Genomic DNA, 24,596 nt, shown 5'->3' with positions numbered 1-24,596 from the left:
AGATATGAATTATTAATTCATTTTGAAAAACCTTTATGATTCCCGCTTTGAAAGTTTTGTATCTACTCCATACAGGATAATGCCCATCAAAACAATTCCCATTCCGATAAGGCTTTCTTTTGGGTTGTTTATAAAGGTAAAATAAAGGATATAGATGCTGAAGAGAAGGAATACAGAAGGAAATATATAAAAGAGGTTGGATTTAAAAATCTTCCTTTGGTTTTTTTTGAGAAAAAATACCGTGGAAATTGATAAACTGGCAAATAGCTGAAGTAAGAACGCCGTATACACAAAAATTTCTTTAAAGGTACCTGAAAGAATAATGATAATGGCAATCACGGTATGGGCAAAAATAGCCCTCACGGGAATATTTCTTTTATTATTGACGGAAAGGAATTTCCACAGATAATTTTCTTTTGCAAAAGCCTGGGTCAGTCTGGATCCCACCCAAAGATACCCACTTATGGTTGCCACCAGCTGAAGGGCAATAAAAATATTGATTAGCTTTCCCGAAGAATTTCCCAGCATGTTTTTCCCGACTTCCGCCATAACATCTTCTTTTCCAACCAACTGATTCAAAGGGGCGTGCTTCAGCATGATATAATTGATCAATACGTAAGCTACGGTAACGAACACGGTACCTATTATTAAAGCTTTGGGAAGGTTTTGCTTAACATTTCTGATTTCTCCTGCAATATATGAGGCGGAATTCCAGCCCGTATAAGAATAAGTAACAAATACCAAAGAGGTGGCAAAGGCAGGCATCATGATTTCATTTTTCCAGCTTGTATCATAGTTCAGGCTATTTCCTATCTGCGGTTCCGACAGTCCTACTCCTGCTATAATCAGAATAATAATAAAGAGTATCTTCACAAGAGTAAATGAGTTATGGAACCTACTGGACACTTTCAAACTAAAAGATAATGATATTGAAACCAGGAAAATGACAAGTATGGCAAATCCGTTTCCAAAATCATAATTAAAGCCGGAAAGGTATTTAGACATCGCTAACGCAGCAAGAGCTACGGGTGAAGAAAATCCAATAATCAAAGAAACCCAACTTACCAAATAGCCCAGCATGGGATGATAAGTTTTGGAAAGATAAATATAATCCCCTCCGTTTCCCTTAAAATAAATCCCCAACTCTGCATAGCAAAAGGTTCCGAATAAAGCAAGAATCCCCCCTATAACCCACAGTAAAATAATACTATATGTATTGGTAATATCCATCAGCTGAAAACCCAGCGTTGTAAATACACCTGTTCCTATCATACTGGAGATGACGATGGAAGTTGCTGTTTTCCAGCCAATTTTATGCAAAGGAGAATTTCCCATATTGTTAGAAATTAAAATTCATTCTTCCAAAGAAATAACTTCCCAATGTTCCCATTTGTACCGGTGCATATTTAAATATTCCATAATAGGAGTTTTCGTAGATCTGTAAATCCGGGAAAACATCAAATATATTATTGGCTCCCAGTGTAAAGTTAATATGTTTTGAAATATCATATCCCACACTTATATCGGTAACTACTTTTGGGGAGAACTCCTGTACTCCTCCATAAGGGTATCCATCTCTTATCACTTTCCCGAAATAGGTATTTCTAACGAGGAAATTAAATTTACCTACATTATAATTAAGCCCTAAACTGGCTTTTGTTTTCGGAGATAAAGATTCAATAATATTGATCTGATCCGGTCCGAAAAACTCTTCTCTGGTTGCCTGTAACCCTTCCGGGAAATGTATGGAAGTAATTTTTGTTTCGGTATAGTTTCCGGCAAGGCTTGCATTAAGCTTCCCTCCTCCCAGATTCCAGTCGTAAGAAACTACCAGGTCGACACCCTTTGTTTCTGTATCTACTGCATTGGCAAAAAATCTTCCGCTTTCTACACCATATGGCTCCAGTAAGGGGCTCGTAATATTTCCTGTAATTACAATTCTGTCTTTTACTTTTATAAAATATCCATCCAAAGTAATAAAAAGCTTGCTTATCGGCTTGAAGGTCAGCCCCACACTTCCGTTTAAAGAGGTTTCCTGCTTTAGTTTTTCAAATCCCAATGCTCTTGCAGCGTCACTGTCATTTCTGAAAATTCCCTTGGTAACAATTCCTGATCCGGAAGTTGAAATATCCTCATAAGAATTATTAAAGTACTGCTGCTGTAAGGAAGGAGCCCTGAAGCCTGTTCCAACTGCCGCCCTTACTGCAAGATTGTTTATAATTTCGTACCTCAGCGCAAGCTTTCCGTTAAGTGTATTTCCGAAGTCTGAATAATTTTCAAACCTGGCTGCTACATCTATGTTCAGCTTTTTATCCAGATCAAAGGAAACATCAGCATATACGGCACTAGAATTTCTGTTTTTCCTTAATGCATTATCCGGAGAAAAGCCTGTAAATGACTGTGATCCCCCAGCTCCTAGAACCTCTGCTCCCTCAGTAACAGGATTTCCAAAGATATCATACTGGGTATAGGAAGCTTCTTCTCCCTGCTTGATCTGGTATTGTTCAAATCTGAACTCTCCACCGAACGCTATGTTAAAGTACTGATTAAGACGTTTGGAAACATCCAGGTTAATGGTATTTTGTAAAAAGCTGTGGGACCCTGCATAGAAGCTTGTAGGAGAGTTGATTCCCAGAGAAGCATTATTGGTATTATTTACATTATATTCAAATATATTGGTGCCGAAGGTGTTACTCAGATCAAATATCCATTGATTCCAATCGTATTTAAGTCCTACAGCATAGGACATATCGTAGATTTTCGAACCTAATTTAGGCTGAAATCCATTGGGATATATCGCTGAAACAACATTGGAAGTTTCACTTGGCAGCCTGCGGAAGCCATATCCGGCTCCTTCTTTTATACTAAAGCCTCCAAAGCTATATAATTTTAAGTTTGAATTAAAGGGATATTCGGCATTGAAAAAAAGTTGACCTTGCTTTATCTCAGCATCCCCGATCTGGAAATTAAAGTAATCTCTCGTAAGTCCTCTTTCACTGATGATGGCATCATCACTAGCTCTGGCTGCCGCCGGATTATCAGCAAAATCATAGGCGAAATTGTCTCCGAAAATATCCAGGTTATGATTTTGGGTTCTTGTTGTTTTACCTCTGTAATTAAGCTGCAGGGAAAGGTTAACAAATCCATTATCCTTCAGGGAAGTGCCATAGTTTACTCCTGCCTGATAGGTTTCTCCGTCATTTCTTCCCGAAAGTCCGTAAGTAGCACTGGCCGTAACTCCCACATCTTTTTTAAGAATAATATTAATAACTCCTGCAATAGCATCGGAACCATATTGAGCAGCGGCTCCATCCCTTAATACTTCAATCCTGTCAATGGCAATAACAGGAATCGTGCTAAGATCCGTTCCTACAGAACCATTACCTACCGTATTCTGATAATTGACCAAGGAAGTGGTATGTCTTCTTTTTCCATTCAGCAGGACCAAAACCTGATCAGGCCCCATTCCTCTCAGTGTTACGGGATCAATATGCTCCGTTCCATCGGATGAAGACTGTCTTACAGAATTGAAAGAAGGGATGATATAGTTCAGGATATCCTGAACAGTGGTTTGCGGGGAAGATTTCTGTATTTTTTCAATACTGACAACATCTACCGGAACAGGTGTATTCACTTTGGTCCTGTTCGCATTACGGCTGCCCACCATTACTATATCTTCAATTTGCTTTTCTTTTTCCTGGGCTGACAAAAAAGCCATGCTGAAAAACAATATACTTATACTAATTTTCTTCATTGTAAGTGTTTTTCCTAATTAAATTAGTTTTTTACTTCAAAATTTAACACATAGAAGATCATTAAGAAAAAATTGGAATGTGATTTTATCTTCCCCATTGGGTTGGAATTAGCACCTTTACATTGAATGAATATGTAGGTTGCTAAGGTTTCAGCGGGCCAAATCCCTCCACCTTTCTCAATAAATCTACGGCAAAAGTAGACTATTTTTTTCAACAAATAAAAAAATTATTTAAAAGGTTTATGGTAGAAAAATATCACCTTCTTTTTTCTTATAATCAATATTCAACTTATTTTAACAACAATTAAATATATAATTAAAATTTATAATGATAATATCAAACAAACAAAATAATAGCAACCATATTGCAAACCAATCAAATTTTAACCTTTACTTAAAACGAAAAATCAACGTATAATTCATAAGAATATGATAAAATTTTAATTAAAAAAATATTTTTATTTAAAAAAATAAATATATTTGCAGGGTATTTATACACCAACACCAAAACACAACACCAAAATGACGAAAAAAAAACTATGGCTAATAGCAGCCTTTGCTATAGTCTCTACCTTTCATTATTCCCAAGTGGGGATTAATAATCAGCAACCTCAGCAAGCTTTACATGTATCCGGTACGGGAACATCTCCTTCAAGCATCCGAATTGAGGGTCTTAATATCCAAAACAATCCCGCACATGAAGATGCCGGGTCTTTAAAAAGAGTTTTTTCTGACGCTAACGGATCGCTGGTTATTATGAATAACACTCAGGTTTACCAGTCCTATTTCATTGCGCCCCTTCCTCATATTCTCATTCCCGGGGGTACGGAACAGGCCGTAATGAGCCATACATTTACATTGGAATACCCATCCATAGTCCATCTTGAAGCAAGAGTGGGAATGACTATTACAGACCGTATTTCAACTATAACACTATTGAAAGACGGACAGGCAAGATTATTTGGAAGTTATTTCAAATTCTCTTCAACACCTACTGGAGTACTTTCCAACACGCCCTTCGGACAAACTGTTATTTCTCATTCCACCAATAATGAGGGCGCCCAGCTGGATGGCACTTATTATATTGAGCCCAGGAAAGACCTTTCCCTTCCGAAAGGCAACTACACAGTTACCTTATATGGATACTCTCAGGATAGTAACATGAATTTTGCAGTTAATGATATTAACCAGCCAACGCAACATATCTCTATTAGTATTACACCTTTAAGCTACTAAATAACACCTCATCATACAATATGAAAAAATTTATTCTAGGTTCCATTGTGCTTGGCATTCACAATCTATATGCACAAGTGGGAATCTCAACAACTTCCCCTCAGCAAACACTACATATCGCCGGAACATCCTCTTCATCCGTCATTGAAGGTACTTCTGTACAGATTGTAAGACCTACCCTCAGGACTGACGGATTGAACAATACCAATCAGTCCATAGAAGACAAGTTACGCCCGGTATCCGTGACCAACCAGGGGGATATTATCCTTTCGCATCCCCTCGTCAGACCTTTAGTCCTGATCGATTTCATCAATACGGCTAACGGTGAGAAAGATTATATTCCTTCGGCAGTAACTATTAACCAGACCGCTTCATCTACCCGCACACAGCTGCCGATCCGGTCTTTTAATTTCACTCTTCCCTCCCCGAGTATCGTAAAATTTAATGTAGTAACCAGCTTTCAGTTTTTCAACGCTTTGGATGGGAATATAATCACAGACGGTTCCAACAGGGCATGGGGTACAATACTCAGGTTCTCCCAAGCTCCATCAGGAATTTCTACTGCTCAAAATTCAGTTTTCGGAGAGTCAATAAGATCTTACAACAATGTCGTTGCCAATACTGGTGCTTCCGGTATTTTCTATACAACATCTAATGATACACTATATCTCCCGCAGGGTAATTATACTTTAGACATCAATCTTTTTGCAGAAACAGCACCCACACAAAATCCTTTGAGGATAAGCTACGGAGGAGGTAACGATACGGTTAGCATCATCGCCTATTCTTTACAATAATTGTTAACACCCATAATTAATCATAAAAAGATGACAAAATCAGCACCTCTTATTACTTCTCTGATATTCCAATCTATATTTTCTCAACAAAATGTAGGGATTATGACCCAAAATCCAGAGGAGAAGCTTCATATAAGTGGAGTTTCAAATATAATTAACAGCAATTTAGGAAATACGGGTCTTGCTTTGATCACCCCTACGATAAGGGTGGATGGTCTTAATATCAATAACAACCCGACTGCTTTTGAGGGCGCCAATACCGTTGCCCCATTATATGCGGATAGCAATGGAGATCTTTCTGTAAAAAAAGGAATAGAAGCCTTCGGAAACTACATCCTCCCGGGACAAGATGCGCTTGTGAACAGCACTATATTAAATGTAGTGGCTAATTATAATTACCATCTTACCGGAAATTTACTGAGTACAACTTTCAATCTCAAGCAGAGATCTGTTGTATATATATCTTCCAACATTTCCATTGAAATACAAAATACTGCAGGGGGTACTATTACCGATGGCAAGCCCCGGGCTATTAGTGCTTTGTTATTATTTACCTCCGCTCCTGCTTCCAGCGGGATTCCCGTAAATATTACCTATACTTCTGAGAGTATAGTTTATTCCAACCGTACTCCTTCCTCTATTAATGGTTATTTTAAGCTGGCTCCAACCTCTGAAATTGTTCTTCCTGCCGGAACTTATACCGTTGCATTAAGAGGAGCTGGTGCAGCAGGAAACAATTCTCCCGCGGAAGACTTCAGGGTAATATGGGGAGGAGGAACCGGAGATAAGCTCAATGTACTGGCAAAACCTTTATAATTTTTTTAACCTAATATTTTTTCACTATGAACAATTTAAATGAAAAACTAGCCAATTTCTCCATCGAGAAATTAGAAGAACGTAAAGAATTCACTTTCTATTGCAATCCGAAACCTTGGTGTCAGCCACAGCCGTCACCACCATCTTGCCCTCCGACAACGACTCCGATAACAACTCCTCTTCCAACTGATCCAGGAACAGGAGGCGGAGGGCTTTAAACTTTTGCATGTTAGGGTACCTGAATAGCTTATTCAGGTACTTTTAATCTAAATTGTATGATGCGTTATGAGCCAGCCTTGCCTTTATTTTTTCCGGAACCAAATCCATTTTTTAAAAGAAAGTTTTATTATTGACAATGAGGAATTACTTAATGAGTTTAATTCTTCCGTAGAGCAGTTTTGTTATTTCACTTTAGAAATGGATAAAATCATTGATAATGATTACGATTATTCTCAACCGGATGAACCTGATAAGAACATTCCTTATCTTGCTACAAAAAGTCATCTTGAAGCAGTAAAAGGACTCTCCAAAATATTTCCCGAAGAGCATTTATTCTGGAAAATACTGGATGAGCACAGCCTTCAATATTATTCCGCTCTTTTAAAAGAGAAACAGAATGCAGAACAGCAATTACCTCTCAGTCTTCAACATTTTGAAGAATATGCAATTAATAAGCACAGCCTTGCTTATGTACCTATTTTAGGATTAGATTTTCTTTTTACTTCCACTCATCCTGTTGATATCCTAAAAGATATTCATTCCTGTATTTTTAAAGGGATTCAAATGAATGACGATATCGAAGATTTACAGTCCGACACCACCCACAACCAATGGACCTATGCCCGCTCACGGGTACAGGATTTTATTCAAACCCATGCTTTATCCAATACCCACAATCTTGAAAGGTTTGAGGAGAGAGTCCTTTACATCTCGGGAATTGCAACAGAGCTCAGCCTTTACAGCAGAGAGAATTTTGCCAGGGCCAGAAATAGGGCACACGAATTTAAACTTCAGAATATCACTTTATGGCTTGACGGAATATTAACCCATATGGATGAAAACATACAACTGATCGAAAGCCTTATCAAGAATTAAATTATGCCCTTAATTCAAACTGAATATATTATCTCTCCCTACTCCGACGGAAAATGGATATTAGAAATTTCCGGGGATTATTTTATTATTAATACTGACGCCAAAAAGCTTCTTGAAATTCTTTCCTCCTCCAAAGACTATCAGGAAGCCTATCATGTTTTTAATGCTGATTTTCAAAACACAGATCTGAATGAGAAAAAATTTATTCATTTTACAGAAGCATTATTTGCCGGAATTCCTATTTTTAATTCTTCACAGAAAAAAAGGAATACCAAAGGATTTCTTAACTTCCAGAAAACCTTATTAAGCTCAGGCCAGGCAGGACAGATAGCAAATTATATACTGTTTTTCTTTAACAAAGTATTTTTTTGGATTACTTTCCCCTTATTATGTTTATCAGGGTTTTTAATCATTTTTAAAGCTCCTGTTTCTTATCAGAATATTTCTCCTTTATGGATCTTTATTTTTTATTCAGTTAGTATTTTTATTCATGAGCTAGGCCATATCGCAGCCTGTAAAAAGTATACTCAACAAAATGGTGAAATCGGATTTGGAATTTATTTTTTATTTCCTGTTCTTTATTCTAATATTTCTGCCATATGGCATGGCAGTAAGCAAGAACGTATCATCACCAATCTCGCAGGTATTTATATGCAACTATGGTGTATGCTCTGTTTTTTTATCATTTATTGGCTGACCGAAAACGATACAGCCCTGTTTCTTTCTTATTTTACAGCTCTATATTGTATGATACAAGTTTTTCCTTTTATCAGATCCGATGGATACTGGCTGCTTTCCGATATCACCTCTACCTCCAACCTGTTGGAAAAATCAGGTGCGGAAGTAAAAGCTTTTATCCAAAATCCTTTTCAATGGATTCAACAAAAAAGAGAGAAGAAGGTTTTTCTTTTAATTTACGGGATTTTTAATACTCTTATCCTTACCTATTTTATTGTTTTCCAGGTTTTGTTCTACTGGAAAGAAATTCTCTATTTCCCTATTGCATTGTGGAATATAGGTAAGCTTGTTTTGACTTTACAATTTACTTATATCTCAATACCTGAGCATTTTATTATAACGGCGGTTTTTTATCTGGTTCTCTTTAACATGGTAAAAAACCTAAGCTCAACAATCTTCAAATTTTTATCAAAAAAAGAGACTGCTTAAACAGTCTCTCTTTTTTATGGGATGATCATCTTTTGAATAGCAATTCCTGTATCTGTGTTTAAATGAATCAAATAAGTTCCCGACGGATAATTCACCCGCTTTTCATATGTTCCTTCCGACCCTTTCAGCTGAAAGGAGTCTATTTTCTTTCCACCCGTATCATAGATAACGATTTGTCCGTTATTTACTTTATGGTAAACCAACTTGGCAGTTCCATTTCTCACCGGATTTTCTGCTATCTGAAGAGATAGTTTATTTCCTGCATTTTCATCGATGACAGATAAGCTTCCCGTATAATTTCCAAAAATCTTAAATTCTCCCGGAGCCAAAGTGATGGGAGTTGTAGTAGATGTAATGTTGGAAATGGTATTATCCATAAGGTTTTTCCACTGACCGGCATAGGGGAAATAAGGAATTACATTTTGTGAAGATGTGTCGTAGTTAGCAATTACCACAATATTTTTAACCCCGTTCGTAATAGAGTCATCATACACATAGATTCTGGTAATCAAACCATTAGGATTGTTCGTGAGATTATTAGACTCAACGGTATAGGTTTTGGACTGGAATACGGGATAAGAATTCCTGATACTGATAATCTGCGCCCAGGTATCATATATGGACTTCCTGTTGGTATTGGTATCATATCCCAAAGTAAAGGCTACCGGCTTTTCATCTGTTCTGCATCCTGAGCTAATGGAACCGTCAGCACAACGGTTAATACTAAATTCATAACCAAGTTCACCAAACTGCCATATCATTTTAGGTCCGGGAATAGTAAAGAATGTTGCCCCAAAGGTTTTCATTCTATCTAAAGCTGTATTAAGGTTTTTCACATCATAGGTTCCGTTTACGGCTCCATAGGCTAGATTTTTAAACATAAGCCTTTCCTCATCATGACTTTCCCCGTAGCCCACTGCATATTTATTGGTAAAGCCGTGAAGCTCATGATCCATCCTGTCGTAGTTACTGTTTTCTTTATAACCCATCGTATTCTGATTATACGGATCCGTTTGCTTGTTCCAAAGCATTACTCCTTTTCCTTCCGCTATTCTGTAATTGGCCCACTGCTGCTCTTCTGCATCCGTACCAAGATGTTCAAAAATCATATAGGAGTCAGGATCAATTCCCCATTGTTTATCAGCATAATATTTCAGAATATCTACCCTGTCCTGCTGATAAGCATTCGTACAGGCTTCATCATTTTCCGAGCAGTTCTGCGTAAATCCTTTGGTAAGATCCCATCGGAACCCGTCCACTTTATATTCCGTAAGCCACTGTTCCAGAGTTCTTTCCACATAATAGCGAGTAGCCGTACTGGTGTGGTTGAAATCATTAAATACATTATAGGAATGCTTAGGCACCTGATTGAAATAAGGATTGTTCGCAGCCACATCACCATATCCGTCATAGTCGGGATCGATATTCCAAAGTCTTACCAATGGAGATCTCCCGGTAGCATGATTAAAAGCAATATCCAGAATTACGGCAATTCCATTCTGATGGCACACATCCACAAATTCCTTGAATTTTTCAGGAGTTCCATACGCTTTATCCAGGGCATAATGAAATGATGTATTATATCCCCATGAAAGGTTTCCTTCAAACTCCATGACAGGAAGAAGCTCCACCGCATTGATATTCAAATTTTTAAGATATAAAATCTTATCAATCAATGACTGCCAGTTTTTTTCCTGCGTAAAATCTCTAAGCAGTAGTTCATATACAATTAAATTTTCTTTATCAGGTCTTTGGAAATTAGTTACCTGCCAGTTATAGGAAGGCTGTGTGGTTTTAAACATGGAAACCTCAAAATCCTGACCTGCCGGAAAGGCGGGCATATTGGGATATGTGGATGCAGAAATCCACTGATCATCATAAGAAGACAAAATCTGCGGAGAAAAAGGATCCGCCACTTTTCTTAAATCATTGGTTCTGTACTGGAAAGTATATAATTGAGCCGGTGTTAATCCGCTTAATTCAATCCAGTATAAATCGGGATTGGCAGTATCCCTTTTCATTAAAAAATTATCATTAACAGTCCAGTTATTAAAGCTACCTATCACATGTACAAAATCTTTAAAAGGAGCATATAAAGCTAAACCCACTTTGGTATTGTCGGTAGGATGATAATTGATCCCCTGTCTTATCCAGGCAGGAATCGCTTCAGAAATTACTGTTCTTGGAATTTGCAGGATAAAGGTGGCGTTTTTGGAGTAAGAGTTGGCATCTGTGGCAATCAGTTCCATGTTGGCGTCTTCATTTACCGTATAGGAGTAAGAATATGAATTTGAAGGAACTGATGTGGAATTTACCACTATTCCGTTGGCTTTCAACTGGAAAGTGGCATTTACATTCGTAGTTGCCGTAATGGATATGGAATTTCCCGCCGGTACGGATGTTAAGCTATTGGATGTAGGGTTGGTGAGCGTTAAACTTAGCGTTCCTACATTTACAAATACATCAGACGTCTGGTGGGAACCGTTTTTATCTTTTAATAAAAATCCAAATCTTCCAATCCCTGTTCGGTTGTAAAAGGTAACCGGAGTAAATGTAATGGAATAACTATCCGTAGCCGAATTATAAGTAAGCTTATTCTGATCATTGGAATCATTCCAGCTTCCGTTTGTAGGGCAATCCATACTGTTTCCATAATTGGTGTCCAGTGACCAGGACCACATATAGACGGCATTATTGGTGACTCCCCATGCACTTTCATCTATTTGATCACCGGGAATCGTTAATGTAATCTGATCTGTTTCATTGAATGGATTAGGACTGATTGTATAATTAATCTGGCCGAATAAAAATGTCGCAAGAAAAACTAAAATCCCAGAGTAAATCTTTTCCATATTAAAATATAGTTTATTAATATTTCAGCTAAAATAATTTATTTTTTTAAATTTATAATACATAAAGTATAATTTAGTTATTTAAATAACAATATATCCCAGTCTTATGCAATCACTCGCCTGCATGAGATATTACTAAAAAATAAATTTACTTGGATTTACCTGCTTTTCCGAATGCTCTGTTTTAATTCCAATAGCTTCTGAAGCTTTAAGAAATGAATAAAAAAAAGCCACTTAAAAAAGTGGCTTTATATATGTTGTTTTTGCTTTGAATATTACTTTTTCAAAATTCAGGAGAAAAAGTAATGACATCCAAAATAATTAATGATGTCCGTGATCATCATGATGTAAGAATGGACCGTGTCCTTTTGGCTGGTTGTAGATTACTTCCACACCTTCCTGCTCGTAAATGTTTTTTCTTTTAACTTCTTCAGGATCAAAAGGTTTTACTTTTCCAAAGTATTCCATTAATCCTTCAGTTAACCACATTGGAATTACCAATCCGAAAAACATTAAAATACACCAGAACCCGACTAAAAACATTGTAATAAAGTAAACTGTCCAAAGGAACTGATAAAACGGCCAAAATGCTGATAACATCATTTTTCTAATATTTTAAGCAAAATTAAGACTTTTTTCTTTTTTAGCAAAAGATATAGTCTCTATTTTTTATTATTTATTTTAAATATAAACTAATTAGTGAGCGAGATCCGCAAAAAAGTCATTGCCTTTGTCATCTGTAATGATAAACGCAGGGAAATCTTTTACTTCAATTTTCCTCACTGCTTCCATTCCCAGCTCAGGAAAGTCCACTACCTCAACGGACAGGATATTGTCTTTTGCAAGGATCGCGGCAGGACCTCCGATGGAACCGAGATAAAATCCTCCGTACTTTTTACAGGCATCGGTTACATCTTTACTTCTGTTTCCTTTTGCCAGCATAATCATACTTCCTCCATGACTCTGAAATTCATCTACATACACATCCATCCTTCCAGCAGTAGTAGGTCCGAAGCTTCCCGAAGCCATTCCTTCCGGAGTTTTTGCAGGACCTGCATAATAAACAGGATGATTTTTAAAGTATTCCGGCATCGGTTTTCCACTGTCAATCAGTTCTTTGATTTTTGCATGGGCGATATCCCTCGCAACGATCAGGGTACCGTTAAGCTTTAATCTTGTTTTAATGGGATATTGGGAAAGTTCAGCCAATACTTCCGGCATCGGTCTGTTCAGATTGATCTCCACAGCTTCTTCTAGATGTGGGGGTGTTTCCGGTAAAAACCGCTTAGGATTGGTTTCCAGCTGTTCCAGGAAGATTCCTTCTTTGGTAATTTTTCCTTTTATATTCCGGTCTGCCGAACAGGAAACTCCCATTCCTACAGGACACGATGCCGCATGACGGGGAAGTCTGATCACCCTCACATCATGGGTAAGATATTTTCCTCCGAACTGTGCCCCGATAGCACTTTCCTGACAGATTTTCTGAACTTTAGCTTCCCATTCAAGATCTCTGAATGCCTGCCCTGCTTCATTTCCGGAGGTAGGTAAATTATCGTAATATTTAGCCGAAGCTTTTTTTACTGCTGCAAGATTAGCCTCCGCAGAAGTTCCTCCGATAACCAAAGCAAGGTGATAAGGCGGACACGCTGCCGTACCGAGATCGGATATTTTTTCTTTTATGAACTCTTCAAGAGATTTTTCGTTAAGTAAAGATTTTGTTTTCTGGTATAAGAACGTTTTATTCGCAGAACCTCCTCCTTTGGTAAGAAAAAGGAAATCATAGGAGCTGCCTTTCTTAGTATAAAGATCTATCTGAGCCGGCAAATTGGAACCGGAGTTCTTTTCATCAAACATGGTTAACGGAACCACCTGTGAATATCTCAGGTTTCTTTTCTGGTAGGTATTGTAAATTCCTCTACTCAGATATTCTCCGTCATCCACTCCTGTATATACATTTTCTCCTTTTTTACCCATTACAATAGCCGTTCCCGTATCCTGGCAGGAAGGAAGAGCTCCGTCAGCAGCCACCGCAGCATTCTGTAAAAGGTTATAGGCTACAAATCTATCATTATCCGTAGCTTCCGGATCATCAATAATATTTCTGAGGCTTTCAAGATGAGAGGACCTTAACATGAAAGAAACATCCGCCATGGCTTCTTCTGCAAGTAATTCCAGCCCTTGAGGATCTACTGTTAAAATTTCTCTGTTTCCCAGGGTTTCAACTTTTACATAGTCCGAGGTAAGCTTTTTATATTCCGTATCATCTTTCTGAATCGGATACGGATCCTGATATATAAATTCCATTCTACTTTTTCTTTATACAAAAATAAAACATGCATAAGAAAAGATAAGTGAAATCCGAATTCTTAATAGATATTTATAATCATTATAAATTGTAAAATTTCCATGTAATCATTATTTTTATAAAAATTTAAACCTCTATGAATTACAGAATAGAAAAAGACACTATGGGAGAAGTGCAGGTGCCTGCTGACAAGTTTTGGGGAGCACAGACTGAGCGTTCAAGAAATAATTTTAAAATAGGACCGGAAGGTTCCATGCCTCATGAAATCATTGAAGCATTTGCTTATCTGAAAAAGGCTGCCGCCTATGCGAATACGGAACTGGGCGTTCTTCCTTCTGAAAAAAGAGATATGATCGCTCAAGTATGTGAGGAAATCCTGGAAGGAAAACTGAATGACCAGTTTCCGCTGGTAATCTGGCAAACAGGTTCCGGAACCCAGTCCAATATGAATGTAAACGAGGTGATCTCGAACAGGGCTCATGTAAATAATGGGGGAAAATTAGGCGAAAAGTCTGAGATTCACCCTAATGATGATGTCAACAAATCCCAGTCTTCAAACGATACTTATCCTACTGCCATGCACATTGCCGCTTATAAAAAGGTAGTGGAAACAACAATTCCGGCAGTAGAAAAATTAAAAAATACATTGGCAGAGAAATCTAAGGCCTTTAAAGATGTAGTTAAAATAGGAAGAACCCACTTAATGGATGCAACTCCCTTAACGCTGGGACAGGAATTTTCAGGATATGTAGCTCAGCTGGAGTTCGGATTGAGAGCCTTAAAAAATACCTTACCTCACTTATCTGAACTAGCTTTGGGAGGAACTGCGGTAGGAACAGGTCTTAATACGCCTAAAGGATATGATGTAAAAGTGGCGGAATATATTGCGAAATTTACCAGTCATCCTTTTATCACGGCAGAAAATAAATTTGAAGCTTTGGCTGCTCATGATGCTATCGTGGAATCTCACGGAGCTTTAAAGCAATTAGCCGTTTCATTATTTAAAATTGCCCAGGATATCAGATTATTGGCATCCGGACCCCGTTCGGGAATCGGTGAAATTCACATTCCTGAAAATGAACCTGGATCTTCTATCATGCCCGGAAAGGTGAATCCTACCCAAAATGAAGCAATGACCATGGTTTGCGCTCAGGTATTAGGGAATGATACCACTATTTCATTTGCCGGAACCCAGGGAAATTATGAGCTCAATGTTTTCAAACCTGTGATGGCATTTAATTTTTTACAATCCGCACAGCTGATTGCCGATGCCTGTATTTCATTTAATGATCATTGTGCGGTGGGTATTGAGCCTAATTATGAAAGAATTAAAGAGCTGGTAGACAAATCCCTGATGCTGGTAACCGCACTGAATACCCATATCGGATATGAAAATGCAGCTAAAATTGCAAAAACCGCTCATAAAAACGGAACTACTTTAAAAGAAGAGGCTGTAAATCTGGGTTTACTAACCGCTGAACAGTTTGATGAATGGGTAAAACCCGAAGACATGGTGGGAAGTTTGAAATAGGACTTTATAAAAATCTAATTGTCAATGATATAAATTATCTAAAAAAGCATTTTTAAAAGTAATTTTTTCCTAACTTAGTGAAGTAAAAACTAAACCTAAAAACTAACTACTATGCCAGGGAATCTTTTAAAGAAAGCTGAAAAATTAGATCGGCAAAGCCTAAAGTCCGTTATGGGCGGGCATTCCTGCCCTAACAATTTATATCATATCACATGGAACGGCTACCATGGGTGTTGCCTGCAAATCCCTAACGGGAATCCCTGTAACTCCACTTTATGTCTGGTACCCGTAGAAATGTGTGACTCAGGAATTAATTAATGATTAAATAAAAGGAAAAAAGAAGAGGTAAAGGCCGGAGAGTTTCTCCGGCCTTTTTATTTAAAAATTTCCGCTACCCGGAAAAACTATCAAGCAAATCCCTGGTTGGCACAAAGAAAAGACTTCCTGTAACCGCAGTACTGAAATCCAAAATCCTGTCGTAATTGCCCGGAGGATTTCCGACAAACATATTGACAAGCATTTTACGAACAGTACTGAAAGTACTTGCATAAGCAATAAAATAAGTTCCAAATTCATTAACAGACGGGTTTCCAAACGGCATATTATCCCGGATGATCTTTAATTCCTCCCCGTTTTCACCCTCAATATTAGCCAGTGCAATATGTGAATTGGATGGTTTCACCTCATCCGCCATTTCAATATCTTTTTCTTTTGACCTTCCGATCACTTTTTCCTGTTCTTCGGTCGAAAGACTCTTCCAGGCTGTCATATCATGAAGGTATTTTTGGGTGAACAGGTAGCTTCCCCCTTTATACTCAGGATCTTCATCGCCTACTTTACCAAAATAATCCCTGTCTTCTCCATGAGGATTTTCCGTACCGTCTACAAAGCCCAATATAGAACGTGCATCCCAATATTTGAATCCATGAACTTCCAGAACACTTTCAGCCACAGGACTTAATGCATCGGATATTTCCATAGCCATATCGAAACAAATACTTTTATTATCTGCCCTTAAATGAAAATGTAAGTCTCCGGAAGTAGACACCGCAATATGTTTGGTTCCTCTAATAGCCTCAAAATTGCAAAGTTCTTTCGGCATCGGCTGAGGAAGGTCCAGTTTCTTCCAGGCTTCATAGCCGATCCCCATGATACAGCTGGCATTGCTGTCGGGAAAACGGTTGAAAACAGAATTGTTTAAATTGAGCACTAAAGCGCATAGACTTTGAAAACTCTCTTTAAGCTGAGGGCTGTCCTTCAGCTTCCAAACCATAAAAATGGTATTGGCATTAGGATAATCCGTTACATTTTGTGAATCACTCATTTCATTTGTGTTTTATAGTTGAATTTTATTGTACCTGATCTGCAAAATATTGTTCAAGATCTCTAAGGGTCTCCGGATTTGTTCTAATATCCCGAACGACCTGTCCTTTATTGACTACGACAATCCTGTTACAAACTTCTGTGGTATGGGAAAGATCATGACTGGAGATCAAAAAGGTGACCCCATCCTGTTTGGATAATTCTTTAATTAAATTTTTCAGTTTTATTTGGGTCGAAGGATCCAGATTGGCAAAAGGCTCATCCAGGATGATAATCTTCGGGTTCCCGATGATAGCTCCTACGATCCCAACTTTTTTCTGATTTCCTTTGGACAGGTCACGGATATATTTTCCTGATTTTAAAATCTCTCCGTTAAAAAAATCATGAAACGGAGTAAGGAACTGGTCCACTGCATTTTTGTTTTGTCCCCTGAGCTCTCCCACGAAGTAAAAATATTCTTCAGGAGTAAGATACCCGATAAGGAAAGTATCATCTACAAAGGCGGAAACTTTACTTTTCCATAGTTCGGATTCATTTACTTTAATATTATCTATTTCTACAAATCCGGTGGTGGGCTGTATCAGGTCCAGCATTAAGCTGAATAAAGTGGTCTTTCCTGCTCCATTGTTTCCTACCAGTCCAAAGGTTTCTCCTTCTGGTATAGTAAGATCATCGATTTTCAGGACTGTAGCTGCTCCGTAAGTTTTAGATAGGTTATGTATGGTTATCATTTAATTATATCAATTTTTAGCTTTAAAAGCCTCAATGGTACTGTATTTTTCTTTTTTATAATGTCTTATGATGATATCGAATATCTTTTCCCTTAATAAAAAACCCGCCAATCCAAGGATCGCAATACTTATCACTCCCGCTGTCATTCCTCCGAAGTATTTTGATATCCCGAATACCGCCATTGGAAGGAGCATTTTAGGGATAAGCAGTAATAGGGATTTCATATTAAAGCTATTTTTCTGTCCCATTACTTTTTCTTTAGAATTGAGATCAATCTGATTTTTATTGAATGCTCCGGTCCAGAGTGTAAATTGAGAATTGACCCCGATGTTATATATCCCTGCCGCAAAGAACGTCAGATAAACATCCCATCCGATGAAGGCATAAAACAGGGCAATTATAATGGAAAAGCAGGTAACAATATTCATCAGCCACCATTTCGCTTTGATGTATTCCTTGTAAGGAACGTTTAAAGTCATCATTAAAGGATAATAAGAACTGTCAAATGAAGGCACCCTCTGTCCGAAAAGAAACTGAAAGCCACCTGTCACAAAAAGCCCCATAAACATCATCATATAAGGGGTTTTGTAAATAGGTGAAGTGAACATAAGCAATCCATAGAAGATAAACATCAGGCTACCCAGAAGAATCCCTTTGGTCACTTTATTTCTCCTTAACATTTTAATGTCGTTATTGATAAAGGACCCTAAGGCTCCATATTTATTCAGAAACACTATATTTTCTGTTTTACCAACTGCTTTTTTAGCTTCCAACCCCTGATCCAGGTAAAATTCTTTCTTCATCGCCCGATAGCAGACTGCCCACAGCATAATAAATAAAGCAAGAGGAACCAATGCTATATACGGATGTTCATAGAGACTATAAAAAAAGGATTCCGAATAGGTGAAAACAGGAATGAGCTTATAGTAAGCCAGACCGGCCACTACGGCAATAATCAGCCCTATCCCGAATACTGCTTTTTCTTTATTATTAAGCAGGATGTTGAGGAAATTATTGAGGTAAAATAAACTTGAAACTCCAATAAACCAGGCTAATACCCCCACGAAATCATATCCGTTAAAAACAGCTATTAAAGAAAAACTTATAAAGAAGAAAGAGTTCAGCCAGCTGAGAGGTGATAAAAATGTTTTAATCAGTGCATAGTTGACCAATATTCTTTTAGAAATATTAAGGGTGAGAAAAGGCTTAATATTTTGGGTGGACATCTGCTGGATAAGATATTTAAAAATAAGGTCCAGCACCCATAGGACCACCAGATATCTTGATACCATCTTCATAGGATCTTCATGCATTTCTTCCAATACATAGAAGAAAGCAGCGAATGCACCTATTACGAGACATGTCATAAAGTATACAATTCCCAGGATCCGGAAAATTTTCATTACAAGGTTCACCCCCACTGAGGTACCTCTGAAAAAACTTTTAATTTCTAATCTCAGAAATTTAAAAAACATATTGAGGGTTTTGGATGGGTAAAGATAATACAAAATACTTTACAACCTTTACGAACTTCTTATGATTACCTCAATTCTGTTATAGAATATTCACTATATGACCTCCTTTTATTTGTTGATTATACTAATAGGGATGAGAAATATACTTTTATTGGCCTAGCCTATCAGCTCTTTAGCCTGCGCTAAAGCTGCTTCGGTAATTTTGCTTCCCGAGAGAAGCTGGGCAATTTCATTGAGCTTCTCTTCTTCACTGAGAGTTATGATAGTAGATTGAGTTTTTCCTGAAATATCTTCTTTCACCACTTTATAATTGTTATTTCCTTTGGCAGCAACCTGTGCAAGGTGAGTAATAACGATCAGCTGCATATCTTGTGACATTTCCCTCATAAGGTTTCCAATTTCCTCCGCTACCTTACCAGAAACTCCGGTGTCAATTTCATCAAGAATCAAGGTAGGGAGCTCATCGCTTTCTGCAATAATTTTCTTTACAGCCAGCATAACCCTTGATCGTTCTCCTCCGGAAATAGCCGTTTGAATCGGCTTCAAAGGGAATCCGGAATTCGCCTGAAATAAAAGCTGAATATTTTCTTTTCCAAAGGAATTGAATTCGGGAGAATCTTCAAGCTGTATATCCACTTTTGCTTTTTCCAGTCCAAGCTTTTTTAAGAGTCCTTCCGCCTTTTGTACAAATACCGGAATACTTGCTTTTCTGTTTTTTGAAAGTTGGGCGGCAAACGTTTTCAGCTTTTTATCTTTATTAATAATATTCTGCTCTATTTCTGCAATGGACGCTTCAAGTTCTTCGGCTCCTTTCTGTTCTCCAGCCAGCTGATCCCTGATGTCTTTCAGTTCGTTGATCTCAGAAACATTATGCTTAAGGAATAAAGCATTGATCTTATTATTCAGTTCTGATAGCAGTGCCAGGTTTTCTGGATTTACTTCTATTCTTTCCGATTCGTTTTCCAATTCGGATATAATATCTTTTAACTCTACAAAAGACTCTTCCAGCCTTTGATCAAGTTCAGAAAAGCTTGCGGAAACATCAGCTATTTTTGAAAGTTTGGCTTTGGCTTCATTAAAAAACGATAAAATACCAATTTCTTCTTGATGAAAACGGGATAGGATCTGTGCAATATTTTCAGAGATCATTCCGGCATTTTCCTGGATGGAAAGCTGTCCCTGCAAGTCTTCATAATCAATATCATCCAACCTCAGCTCTTCCAGCTCATTTAAAAGGAACTGCTTATAATCTCTCTCCCTGTTATTGTCTTCAAGGTGGTTCTGTAATTTTTTAAGCTGAAGTTTCAAGCTCTGATATTCCAAAAACTCCTGCTGATATTCTTCTATCAGGGTTTTATTTTCAGAAAGCCCGTCAATAATTTTAAACTGATATTCCGAAGTAAAAAGATTAGAGGTTTCAAACTGGGAATGAATATCGATGAGCTGGGAAGAAAGTTCCTTAAGAATATCCAAGGTTACCGGTACGTCATTAATAAAAGCCCTGGATTTTCCTGATGGAAGGATTTCCCGTCTGATGATGGTCTGATGCTCATAATCGAGATCATTTTCAATGAAGAATTTTTTAAATCTGTTATTTAAAGCAAATTCCGTTTCCACCACGCTTTTTTCTTCTGCATTGGAAATGGATTTCAAATCGGCCCTTTCACCCAGAATAAGTCTTAAAGCTCCTAAAATAATAGATTTACCCGCTCCTGTCTCACCTGTAATAACCTGTAAGCCATCATGTAATGAAACATCAAGGGTATCAATTAATGCAAAATTTTTAATAAAGATTCTCGAAAGCATGGATCAGCAATTACTTTAAGTAATGCAAATATAGAGTTTAGATTTCAGTATTCAAGGGAATTACTTCCACTTATTCCACTTAGAGTCTGTATACTTAGGCGCAAAAGTGATCATCAGCTGCTTAAGATCATTCAGAACTACACCTCCGTTATTTCCAGAATTGAAAACATTAAAGATTTCATCACTTTTGGTATCCATAAACAAGTTGAAAAAATAATTCTGCTGGAATGAGTTTTCATACATTTTCAGCTTCATAAGAGATTCAAAAATAACTTTCTTGGCTGTTGTCTGATCCTGGTTGAACAGATTATCCAGTCCGGATCTGTGATAGGTATACATAGTAGCACGCAGCTGACTCATATTAGGGTTGATAATTTCACCTATTAAAATAGTACGGCTTCGCGGCTCATTGATCAGGTTCCATCCTTCATATCCTCTGTTCTGGCTATTCTGGGCAATCTGTTGTGCTTTTGCAAACCACTGTGATCCTCCCATTGACTGGAAACTGTCTGCATCATACCCTAATATCAGGTATACGTAAAAGCTTACCACATCAATGAGGTTTTTCCCTGAGAACTGACGTTCATTGAATATCAGATTTTCATTTTCTATGTATTCAAAGGCAAATCTGGTATCCTGAAGGTTGATAAGGGGTGACTCATAAGTGGTGTTATAAACAGGACGCACTGCCTGAATCACTATGCTTCCTTTATAGTTGTTTCCGTTTTTTTCACTTAAAACAACTGCAAAATTGGCTTTTATCTTTTCAAAGTTCTGAAGCTTTTTACCCGTCCAGCTCGTATTGTTAACAAAGTCTCTAAGGCTTTTTTCCAGAGCTTTATAGGCCTGCTGGTTACTACCTCCCAATTGCTGGGAATTGACCTGTACCGTTGCGAGTAATTCCTGGGACCAGCTCAGATTAAATAGAAATACTAGTAAGAATATGCTGATTATTTTTTTCATTATAAGGTAAAAATTGAGAACGGAAATTTATTAAATTTATTTTAAATACTGAGTTTCAATGAAATTGAAAATGTCTTTTGCCACTTCAGTTTTGGACTTAAGGTCAAATTCCTTTTTATCGGTTTTTGTAAATATCTTTATTTTGTTGGTATCATTTCTAAAGCCGGCGCCTTCATCCCGCAGAGAATTGAGGATGATCATATCAAGGTTTTTCTTTTCCAGTTTTCCTTTGGCATTTTCTTCTTCATTCTGCGTTTCCAAAGCAAAGCCTACTAAAAACTGATGGGTTTTCTGCTCTCCCATTGTTTTAAGAATGTCAGGATTCTTTATCAGTTCTATGGTAAGGCTATCATCATTCTTTTTAATTTTTTCTTTGGCCACTTCTTTGGGAGCATAGTCAGCTACAGCTGCGCTGGCAATGGCCATATCAGTATTTTTATAGAACTGGAACACCTTTTCAAGCATTTCTTTTGCTGAGACCACTCTATAAAGTTCAATATTTTTATGAACGGGCTTCTGAGAACTCGGGCCGGAGACCAGGATTACTTTAGCTCCTCTTTTGGCTGCTTCTTCTGCCAGTGAAAAGCCCATTTTTCCTGAAGAATGGTTTCCTATGAACCGGACGGGATCAATGGCTTCATAGGTAGGACCGGCAGTAATCAGTACGGTTTTCCCTTCAAGGCTTCCGGTGTTAGGGGTAAAGAATGATTCTATTGCTTCTGAAATAGTTTCCGGCTCCGCCATTCTTCCCTGTCCTACCAGTCCGCTTGCCAATTCCCCATTTTCTGCGGGAATGATAATATGCCCGAAGTCTTCTGCCAACTCGAGATTTTGTTTGGTCGAAGGATGCTGATACATATCCAGATCCATTGCAGGAGCAATAAAAACTGGGCATTTCGCGGACATATAAGTGGCTATCACAAGATTATCGCATATACCATGGACCATTTTCGCCAATGTATTGGCTGTACAGGGCGCTATGATCATTACATCTGCCCATAAGGCCCACTCCACATGGCTGTTCCAGGTACCGTTATCACCGTAAAAATCTGAATACACAGGTCTTTTAGACAGGGTTGACAGGCTAAGTTGAGTTACAAAATTTTCCGAATCCGGCGTCATAATAACCTGAACTTCCGCTCCTTTTTTGATAAAATCACGGATCAGAAAATGAATTTTATAGGCTGCAATTCCCCCCGTAACGGCAATCAGGATCTTTTTCCCTGCAATATTCATATAGTTTAATTTTTAGAAGACTAAATTACTCAATTTTATGATAACGGTTCTACCGAAATGCAAAGGTCATAGAAGAATATTTCCTTCTATGACCTTCACTTATAAAAATACAGATCTTATTTTTGTCTGTCTTCTGTCTTTCTGAAATAAACTTCATCATCCAACCATTCCTGGATGGCAATAGAAGTCGGTTTCGGAAGTTTCTCATAGTGCTTGGATATTTCTATCTGCTCCCTGTTTTCGAAAACTTCTTCCAATGTAGAATTGTGAACTGCAAACTCATCCAACTTATTGTGCAGCTCCGTACGGATTTCTGCGTTGATTTGTTCCGCTCTCTTTCCCATGATAACAATAGCTTCATAGATTGAACCTACTTTATCTTCAATCTTATCTTTATCGTAAGTAATAGTATTTACTTCTGCTTTTGTATCTTTTACACTCATTTTGAGAAAATTATTTTATTTTAAGATGGCAAATTTACAAATTATCTTTGAATTTTGAAAGTAGCTGCCGGAGGTGGTGTATTTAACGCCGCACTGTCTCTTTGGATCTGCATTGCTTTTTTCTCTGCTCCTATCTGCTCTTTGATCTGCTTTTCTGTTTTACTTCTTTCCGCAAGCTTTTCAGCTTCTTTCTTTTGTTTTGCAGTTAATGCTGCAATTCTTGCTTCAGTCTGTTTTTTTACAACGGCAAAGTTTTGTTTTTCTTTTTCAAGCTTTCCTCTTAAGTCTACTGCCGTTTTGGAATATTCCGTATCGGGAAGTTCTTTTTCTACCTGTCTTGTAAATGATAAAGCACTTTCAATACGTTCTTCTTTAAGGTCATAGACGGAGTTGGTTGCCAATTCGTAACGGGACTTTAATATATAGTCATAAATTTTCGGACGTAATTTGGTTCCCGGAAAGTCTTCCAATACATTTTCCAATGCAACGTTTGCCGCTTTGTATTCCCCCATCTTATAATATTGTCTGGCATTTTCATATGCTTTAAACTCCAGTTTATAAGATAGTTCTTCTACAAGCTGATTGATATTTTTTGCTCTTTCGGAATTAGGATAATTATTCAGGAAATCCTGTAATTCATTAATCGCGAGTTCCGTACTGGACTGATCCAGATTGTAGTCCATAGATCCTTCATAGTAGCATAAGGCCGACATATAAGCCGCTTCTTCCGCTCTTGGGTCTTTTGAAAAACTTACCGCAAAATTCTTAAACTGGTGTCCAGCCAGCTTATAGTTTTTATCATAATAGTTGGCATACGCGGTATTAAAACCTACATTCGGGAAATCATCTGTTCCTGCGACTAAGTTCGCAAGCCTGTCATATAAAGCCAACGCATTTTTCCAGTTCTTTTTAGCAAAGTTTTCGTTTGCCACTTTAAGAATGTAGTTCTTGTCAGCACTCTTCATTGCTTTCTCCTGCTGGCTCGAACATGCTGTGATTACAGCAACCGCAAGAAGACCTAAAATGTATTTTTTCATATAAAAAATTCAACAGTTTTCGGAATAT

Annotated in this window: 19 protein-coding genes and 1 riboswitch; of the genes, 6 read left to right on the top strand and 13 right to left on the bottom strand. The window is 37.7% G+C overall.

Going from position 1 to position 24,596, the window contains the following annotated elements:
• Positions 1-33: 33 nt before the first annotated feature.
• Together ABJ974_RS00780 and ABJ974_RS00775 are read right to left on the bottom strand one after the other, a co-directional pair.
• Complete coding sequence (locus ABJ974_RS00780) at positions 34-1,335, bottom strand: APC family permease (protein ID WP_419869493.1); 1,302 nt, start codon at positions 1,333-1,335, stop codon at positions 34-36.
• Between the two features lie 4 nt (positions 1,336-1,339).
• Positions 1,340-3,754, bottom strand: coding sequence for a TonB-dependent receptor plug domain-containing protein (locus tag ABJ974_RS00775; protein WP_419869492.1), 2,415 nt, complete (start codon positions 3,752-3,754; stop codon positions 1,340-1,342).
• Positions 3,755-3,836: 82 nt separating this feature from the next.
• Positions 3,837-3,941, bottom strand: a riboswitch (SAM riboswitch).
• A 335-nt stretch (positions 3,942-4,276) separates the two neighbouring features.
• Between ABJ974_RS00775 and ABJ974_RS00770 the strand changes: the two genes are divergently transcribed.
• The 5 genes from ABJ974_RS00770 (at position 4,277) to ABJ974_RS00750 (ending at position 8,865) form a co-directional block, all read left to right on the top strand.
• Positions 4,277-4,990 (top strand): hypothetical protein, encoded by a 714-nt coding sequence (locus ABJ974_RS00770; RefSeq protein WP_419869491.1) that lies wholly within the window; start codon positions 4,277-4,279, stop codon positions 4,988-4,990.
• Between the two features lie 20 nt (positions 4,991-5,010).
• Positions 5,011-5,787, top strand: coding sequence for a hypothetical protein (locus tag ABJ974_RS00765; RefSeq protein WP_419869490.1), 777 nt, complete (start codon positions 5,011-5,013; stop codon positions 5,785-5,787).
• Between the two features lie 30 nt (positions 5,788-5,817).
• The gene (locus ABJ974_RS00760; protein WP_419869489.1) at positions 5,818-6,603 is read left to right on the top strand and encodes a hypothetical protein; all 786 of its coding nucleotides are present in this window, start codon (positions 5,818-5,820) and stop codon (positions 6,601-6,603) included.
• Positions 6,604-6,888: 285 nt separating this feature from the next.
• Entirely contained in the window at positions 6,889-7,698 is an 810-nt protein-coding gene (locus ABJ974_RS00755) for a hypothetical protein (RefSeq protein ID WP_419869488.1), read from the top strand.
• Positions 7,699-7,701: 3 nt separating this feature from the next.
• A complete protein-coding gene (locus ABJ974_RS00750) occupies positions 7,702-8,865 on the top strand; it encodes a hypothetical protein (RefSeq protein ID WP_419869487.1) in 1,164 nt (387 codons plus the stop codon).
• A 14-nt stretch (positions 8,866-8,879) separates the two neighbouring features.
• Here ABJ974_RS00750 and ABJ974_RS00745 read toward each other — a convergent pair whose 3' ends face one another.
• From ABJ974_RS00745 to ABJ974_RS00735, 3 genes are all read right to left on the bottom strand, one after another.
• Complete coding sequence (locus ABJ974_RS00745) at positions 8,880-11,717, bottom strand: alpha-amylase family glycosyl hydrolase (RefSeq protein ID WP_419869486.1); 2,838 nt, start codon at positions 11,715-11,717, stop codon at positions 8,880-8,882.
• Positions 11,718-12,038: 321 nt separating this feature from the next.
• Complete coding sequence (locus ABJ974_RS00740) at positions 12,039-12,320, bottom strand: hypothetical protein (RefSeq protein WP_419869485.1); 282 nt, start codon at positions 12,318-12,320, stop codon at positions 12,039-12,041.
• A 93-nt stretch (positions 12,321-12,413) separates the two neighbouring features.
• Positions 12,414-14,021 (bottom strand): fumarate hydratase, encoded by a 1,608-nt coding sequence (locus ABJ974_RS00735; RefSeq protein WP_419869484.1) that lies wholly within the window; start codon positions 14,019-14,021, stop codon positions 12,414-12,416.
• Positions 14,022-14,158: 137 nt separating this feature from the next.
• Here ABJ974_RS00735 and fumC point away from each other — a divergent pair, with 137 nt between their 5' ends.
• Positions 14,159-15,553 (top strand): class II fumarate hydratase, encoded by a 1,395-nt coding sequence (fumC, locus tag ABJ974_RS00730; protein ID WP_419869483.1) that lies wholly within the window; start codon positions 14,159-14,161, stop codon positions 15,551-15,553.
• Positions 15,554-15,944: 391 nt separating this feature from the next.
• Here the strand turns inward: fumC and ABJ974_RS00725 are convergent, their stop codons facing one another.
• From ABJ974_RS00725 to ABJ974_RS00690, 8 genes are all read right to left on the bottom strand, one after another.
• Positions 15,945-16,877 (bottom strand): Dyp-type peroxidase, encoded by a 933-nt coding sequence (locus ABJ974_RS00725; protein ID WP_419869482.1) that lies wholly within the window; start codon positions 16,875-16,877, stop codon positions 15,945-15,947.
• Between the two features lie 25 nt (positions 16,878-16,902).
• The gene (locus ABJ974_RS00720) at positions 16,903-17,607 is read right to left on the bottom strand and encodes an ABC transporter ATP-binding protein (RefSeq protein ID WP_419869481.1); all 705 of its coding nucleotides are present in this window, start codon (positions 17,605-17,607) and stop codon (positions 16,903-16,905) included.
• Positions 17,608-17,616: 9 nt separating this feature from the next.
• Positions 17,617-19,083 (bottom strand): DUF5687 family protein, encoded by a 1,467-nt coding sequence (locus ABJ974_RS00715; protein WP_419869480.1) that lies wholly within the window; start codon positions 19,081-19,083, stop codon positions 17,617-17,619.
• A 156-nt stretch (positions 19,084-19,239) separates the two neighbouring features.
• On the bottom strand, positions 19,240-20,889 hold the full coding sequence (locus ABJ974_RS00710) for a DNA repair protein RecN (RefSeq protein ID WP_419869479.1): 1,650 nt from the start codon (positions 20,887-20,889) through the stop codon (positions 19,240-19,242).
• A gap of 60 nt (positions 20,890-20,949) precedes the next feature.
• Positions 20,950-21,852, bottom strand: a complete 903-nt coding sequence (porD, locus tag ABJ974_RS00705) for a type IX secretion system protein PorD (RefSeq protein ID WP_419869478.1) — start codon at positions 21,850-21,852, stop codon at positions 20,950-20,952.
• Between the two features lie 36 nt (positions 21,853-21,888).
• A complete protein-coding gene (gene coaBC, locus ABJ974_RS00700) occupies positions 21,889-23,088 on the bottom strand; it encodes a bifunctional phosphopantothenoylcysteine decarboxylase/phosphopantothenate--cysteine ligase CoaBC (protein ID WP_419869477.1) in 1,200 nt (399 codons plus the stop codon).
• 116 nt (positions 23,089-23,204) lie between these two features.
• Positions 23,205-23,531, bottom strand: coding sequence for a DNA-directed RNA polymerase subunit omega (locus ABJ974_RS00695; protein ID WP_419869476.1), 327 nt, complete (start codon positions 23,529-23,531; stop codon positions 23,205-23,207).
• 41 nt (positions 23,532-23,572) lie between these two features.
• Complete coding sequence (locus ABJ974_RS00690) at positions 23,573-24,568, bottom strand: outer membrane protein assembly factor BamD (protein ID WP_419869475.1); 996 nt, start codon at positions 24,566-24,568, stop codon at positions 23,573-23,575.
• Positions 24,569-24,596 lie beyond the last annotated feature (28 nt).

Source organism: Chryseobacterium sp. CT-SW4 (genome assembly GCF_048572715.1).
In the GTDB taxonomy this organism is placed as follows: domain Bacteria; phylum Bacteroidota; class Bacteroidia; order Flavobacteriales; family Weeksellaceae; genus Chryseobacterium.
Note: the sequence above shows the minus strand (reverse complement) of the source record. Positions and strands in the feature narration are given on the sequence as shown.

Bases quoted from the DNA above. Each gene is read 5' to 3' on its own strand.
- ABJ974_RS00710 (WP_419869479.1), bottom strand. From the start codon at position 20,889: ATGCTTTCGAGAATCTTTATTAAAAATTTTGCATTAATTGATACCCTT.
- ABJ974_RS00695 (WP_419869476.1), bottom strand. From the start codon at position 23,531: ATGAGTGTAAAAGATACAAAAGCAGAAGTAAATACTATTACTTACGAT.
- porD (WP_419869478.1), bottom strand. From the start codon at position 21,852: ATGAAAAAAATAATCAGCATATTCTTACTAGTATTTCTATTTAATCTG.
- ABJ974_RS00750 (WP_419869487.1), top strand. From the start codon at position 7,702: ATGCCCTTAATTCAAACTGAATATATTATCTCTCCCTACTCCGACGGA.
- ABJ974_RS00780 (WP_419869493.1), bottom strand. From the start codon at position 1,335: ATGGGAAATTCTCCTTTGCATAAAATTGGCTGGAAAACAGCAACTTCC.
- ABJ974_RS00715 (WP_419869480.1), bottom strand. From the start codon at position 19,083: ATGTTTTTTAAATTTCTGAGATTAGAAATTAAAAGTTTTTTCAGAGGT.
- ABJ974_RS00775 (WP_419869492.1), bottom strand. From the start codon at position 3,754: ATGAAGAAAATTAGTATAAGTATATTGTTTTTCAGCATGGCTTTTTTG.
- ABJ974_RS00740 (WP_419869485.1), bottom strand. From the start codon at position 12,320: ATGATGTTATCAGCATTTTGGCCGTTTTATCAGTTCCTTTGGACAGTT.
- ABJ974_RS00745 (WP_419869486.1), bottom strand. From the start codon at position 11,717: ATGGAAAAGATTTACTCTGGGATTTTAGTTTTTCTTGCGACATTTTTA.
- ABJ974_RS00725 (WP_419869482.1), bottom strand. From the start codon at position 16,877: ATGAGTGATTCACAAAATGTAACGGATTATCCTAATGCCAATACCATT.
- ABJ974_RS00720 (WP_419869481.1), bottom strand. From the start codon at position 17,607: ATGATAACCATACATAACCTATCTAAAACTTACGGAGCAGCTACAGTC.
- ABJ974_RS00770 (WP_419869491.1), top strand. From the start codon at position 4,277: ATGACGAAAAAAAAACTATGGCTAATAGCAGCCTTTGCTATAGTCTCT.
- fumC (WP_419869483.1), top strand. From the start codon at position 14,159: ATGAATTACAGAATAGAAAAAGACACTATGGGAGAAGTGCAGGTGCCT.
- ABJ974_RS00690 (WP_419869475.1), bottom strand. From the start codon at position 24,568: ATGAAAAAATACATTTTAGGTCTTCTTGCGGTTGCTGTAATCACAGCA.
- ABJ974_RS00765 (WP_419869490.1), top strand. From the start codon at position 5,011: ATGAAAAAATTTATTCTAGGTTCCATTGTGCTTGGCATTCACAATCTA.
- ABJ974_RS00735 (WP_419869484.1), bottom strand. From the start codon at position 14,021: ATGGAATTTATATATCAGGATCCGTATCCGATTCAGAAAGATGATACG.
- coaBC (WP_419869477.1), bottom strand. From the start codon at position 23,088: ATGAATATTGCAGGGAAAAAGATCCTGATTGCCGTTACGGGGGGAATT.
- ABJ974_RS00755 (WP_419869488.1), top strand. From the start codon at position 6,889: ATGAGCCAGCCTTGCCTTTATTTTTTCCGGAACCAAATCCATTTTTTA.
- ABJ974_RS00760 (WP_419869489.1), top strand. From the start codon at position 5,818: ATGACAAAATCAGCACCTCTTATTACTTCTCTGATATTCCAATCTATA.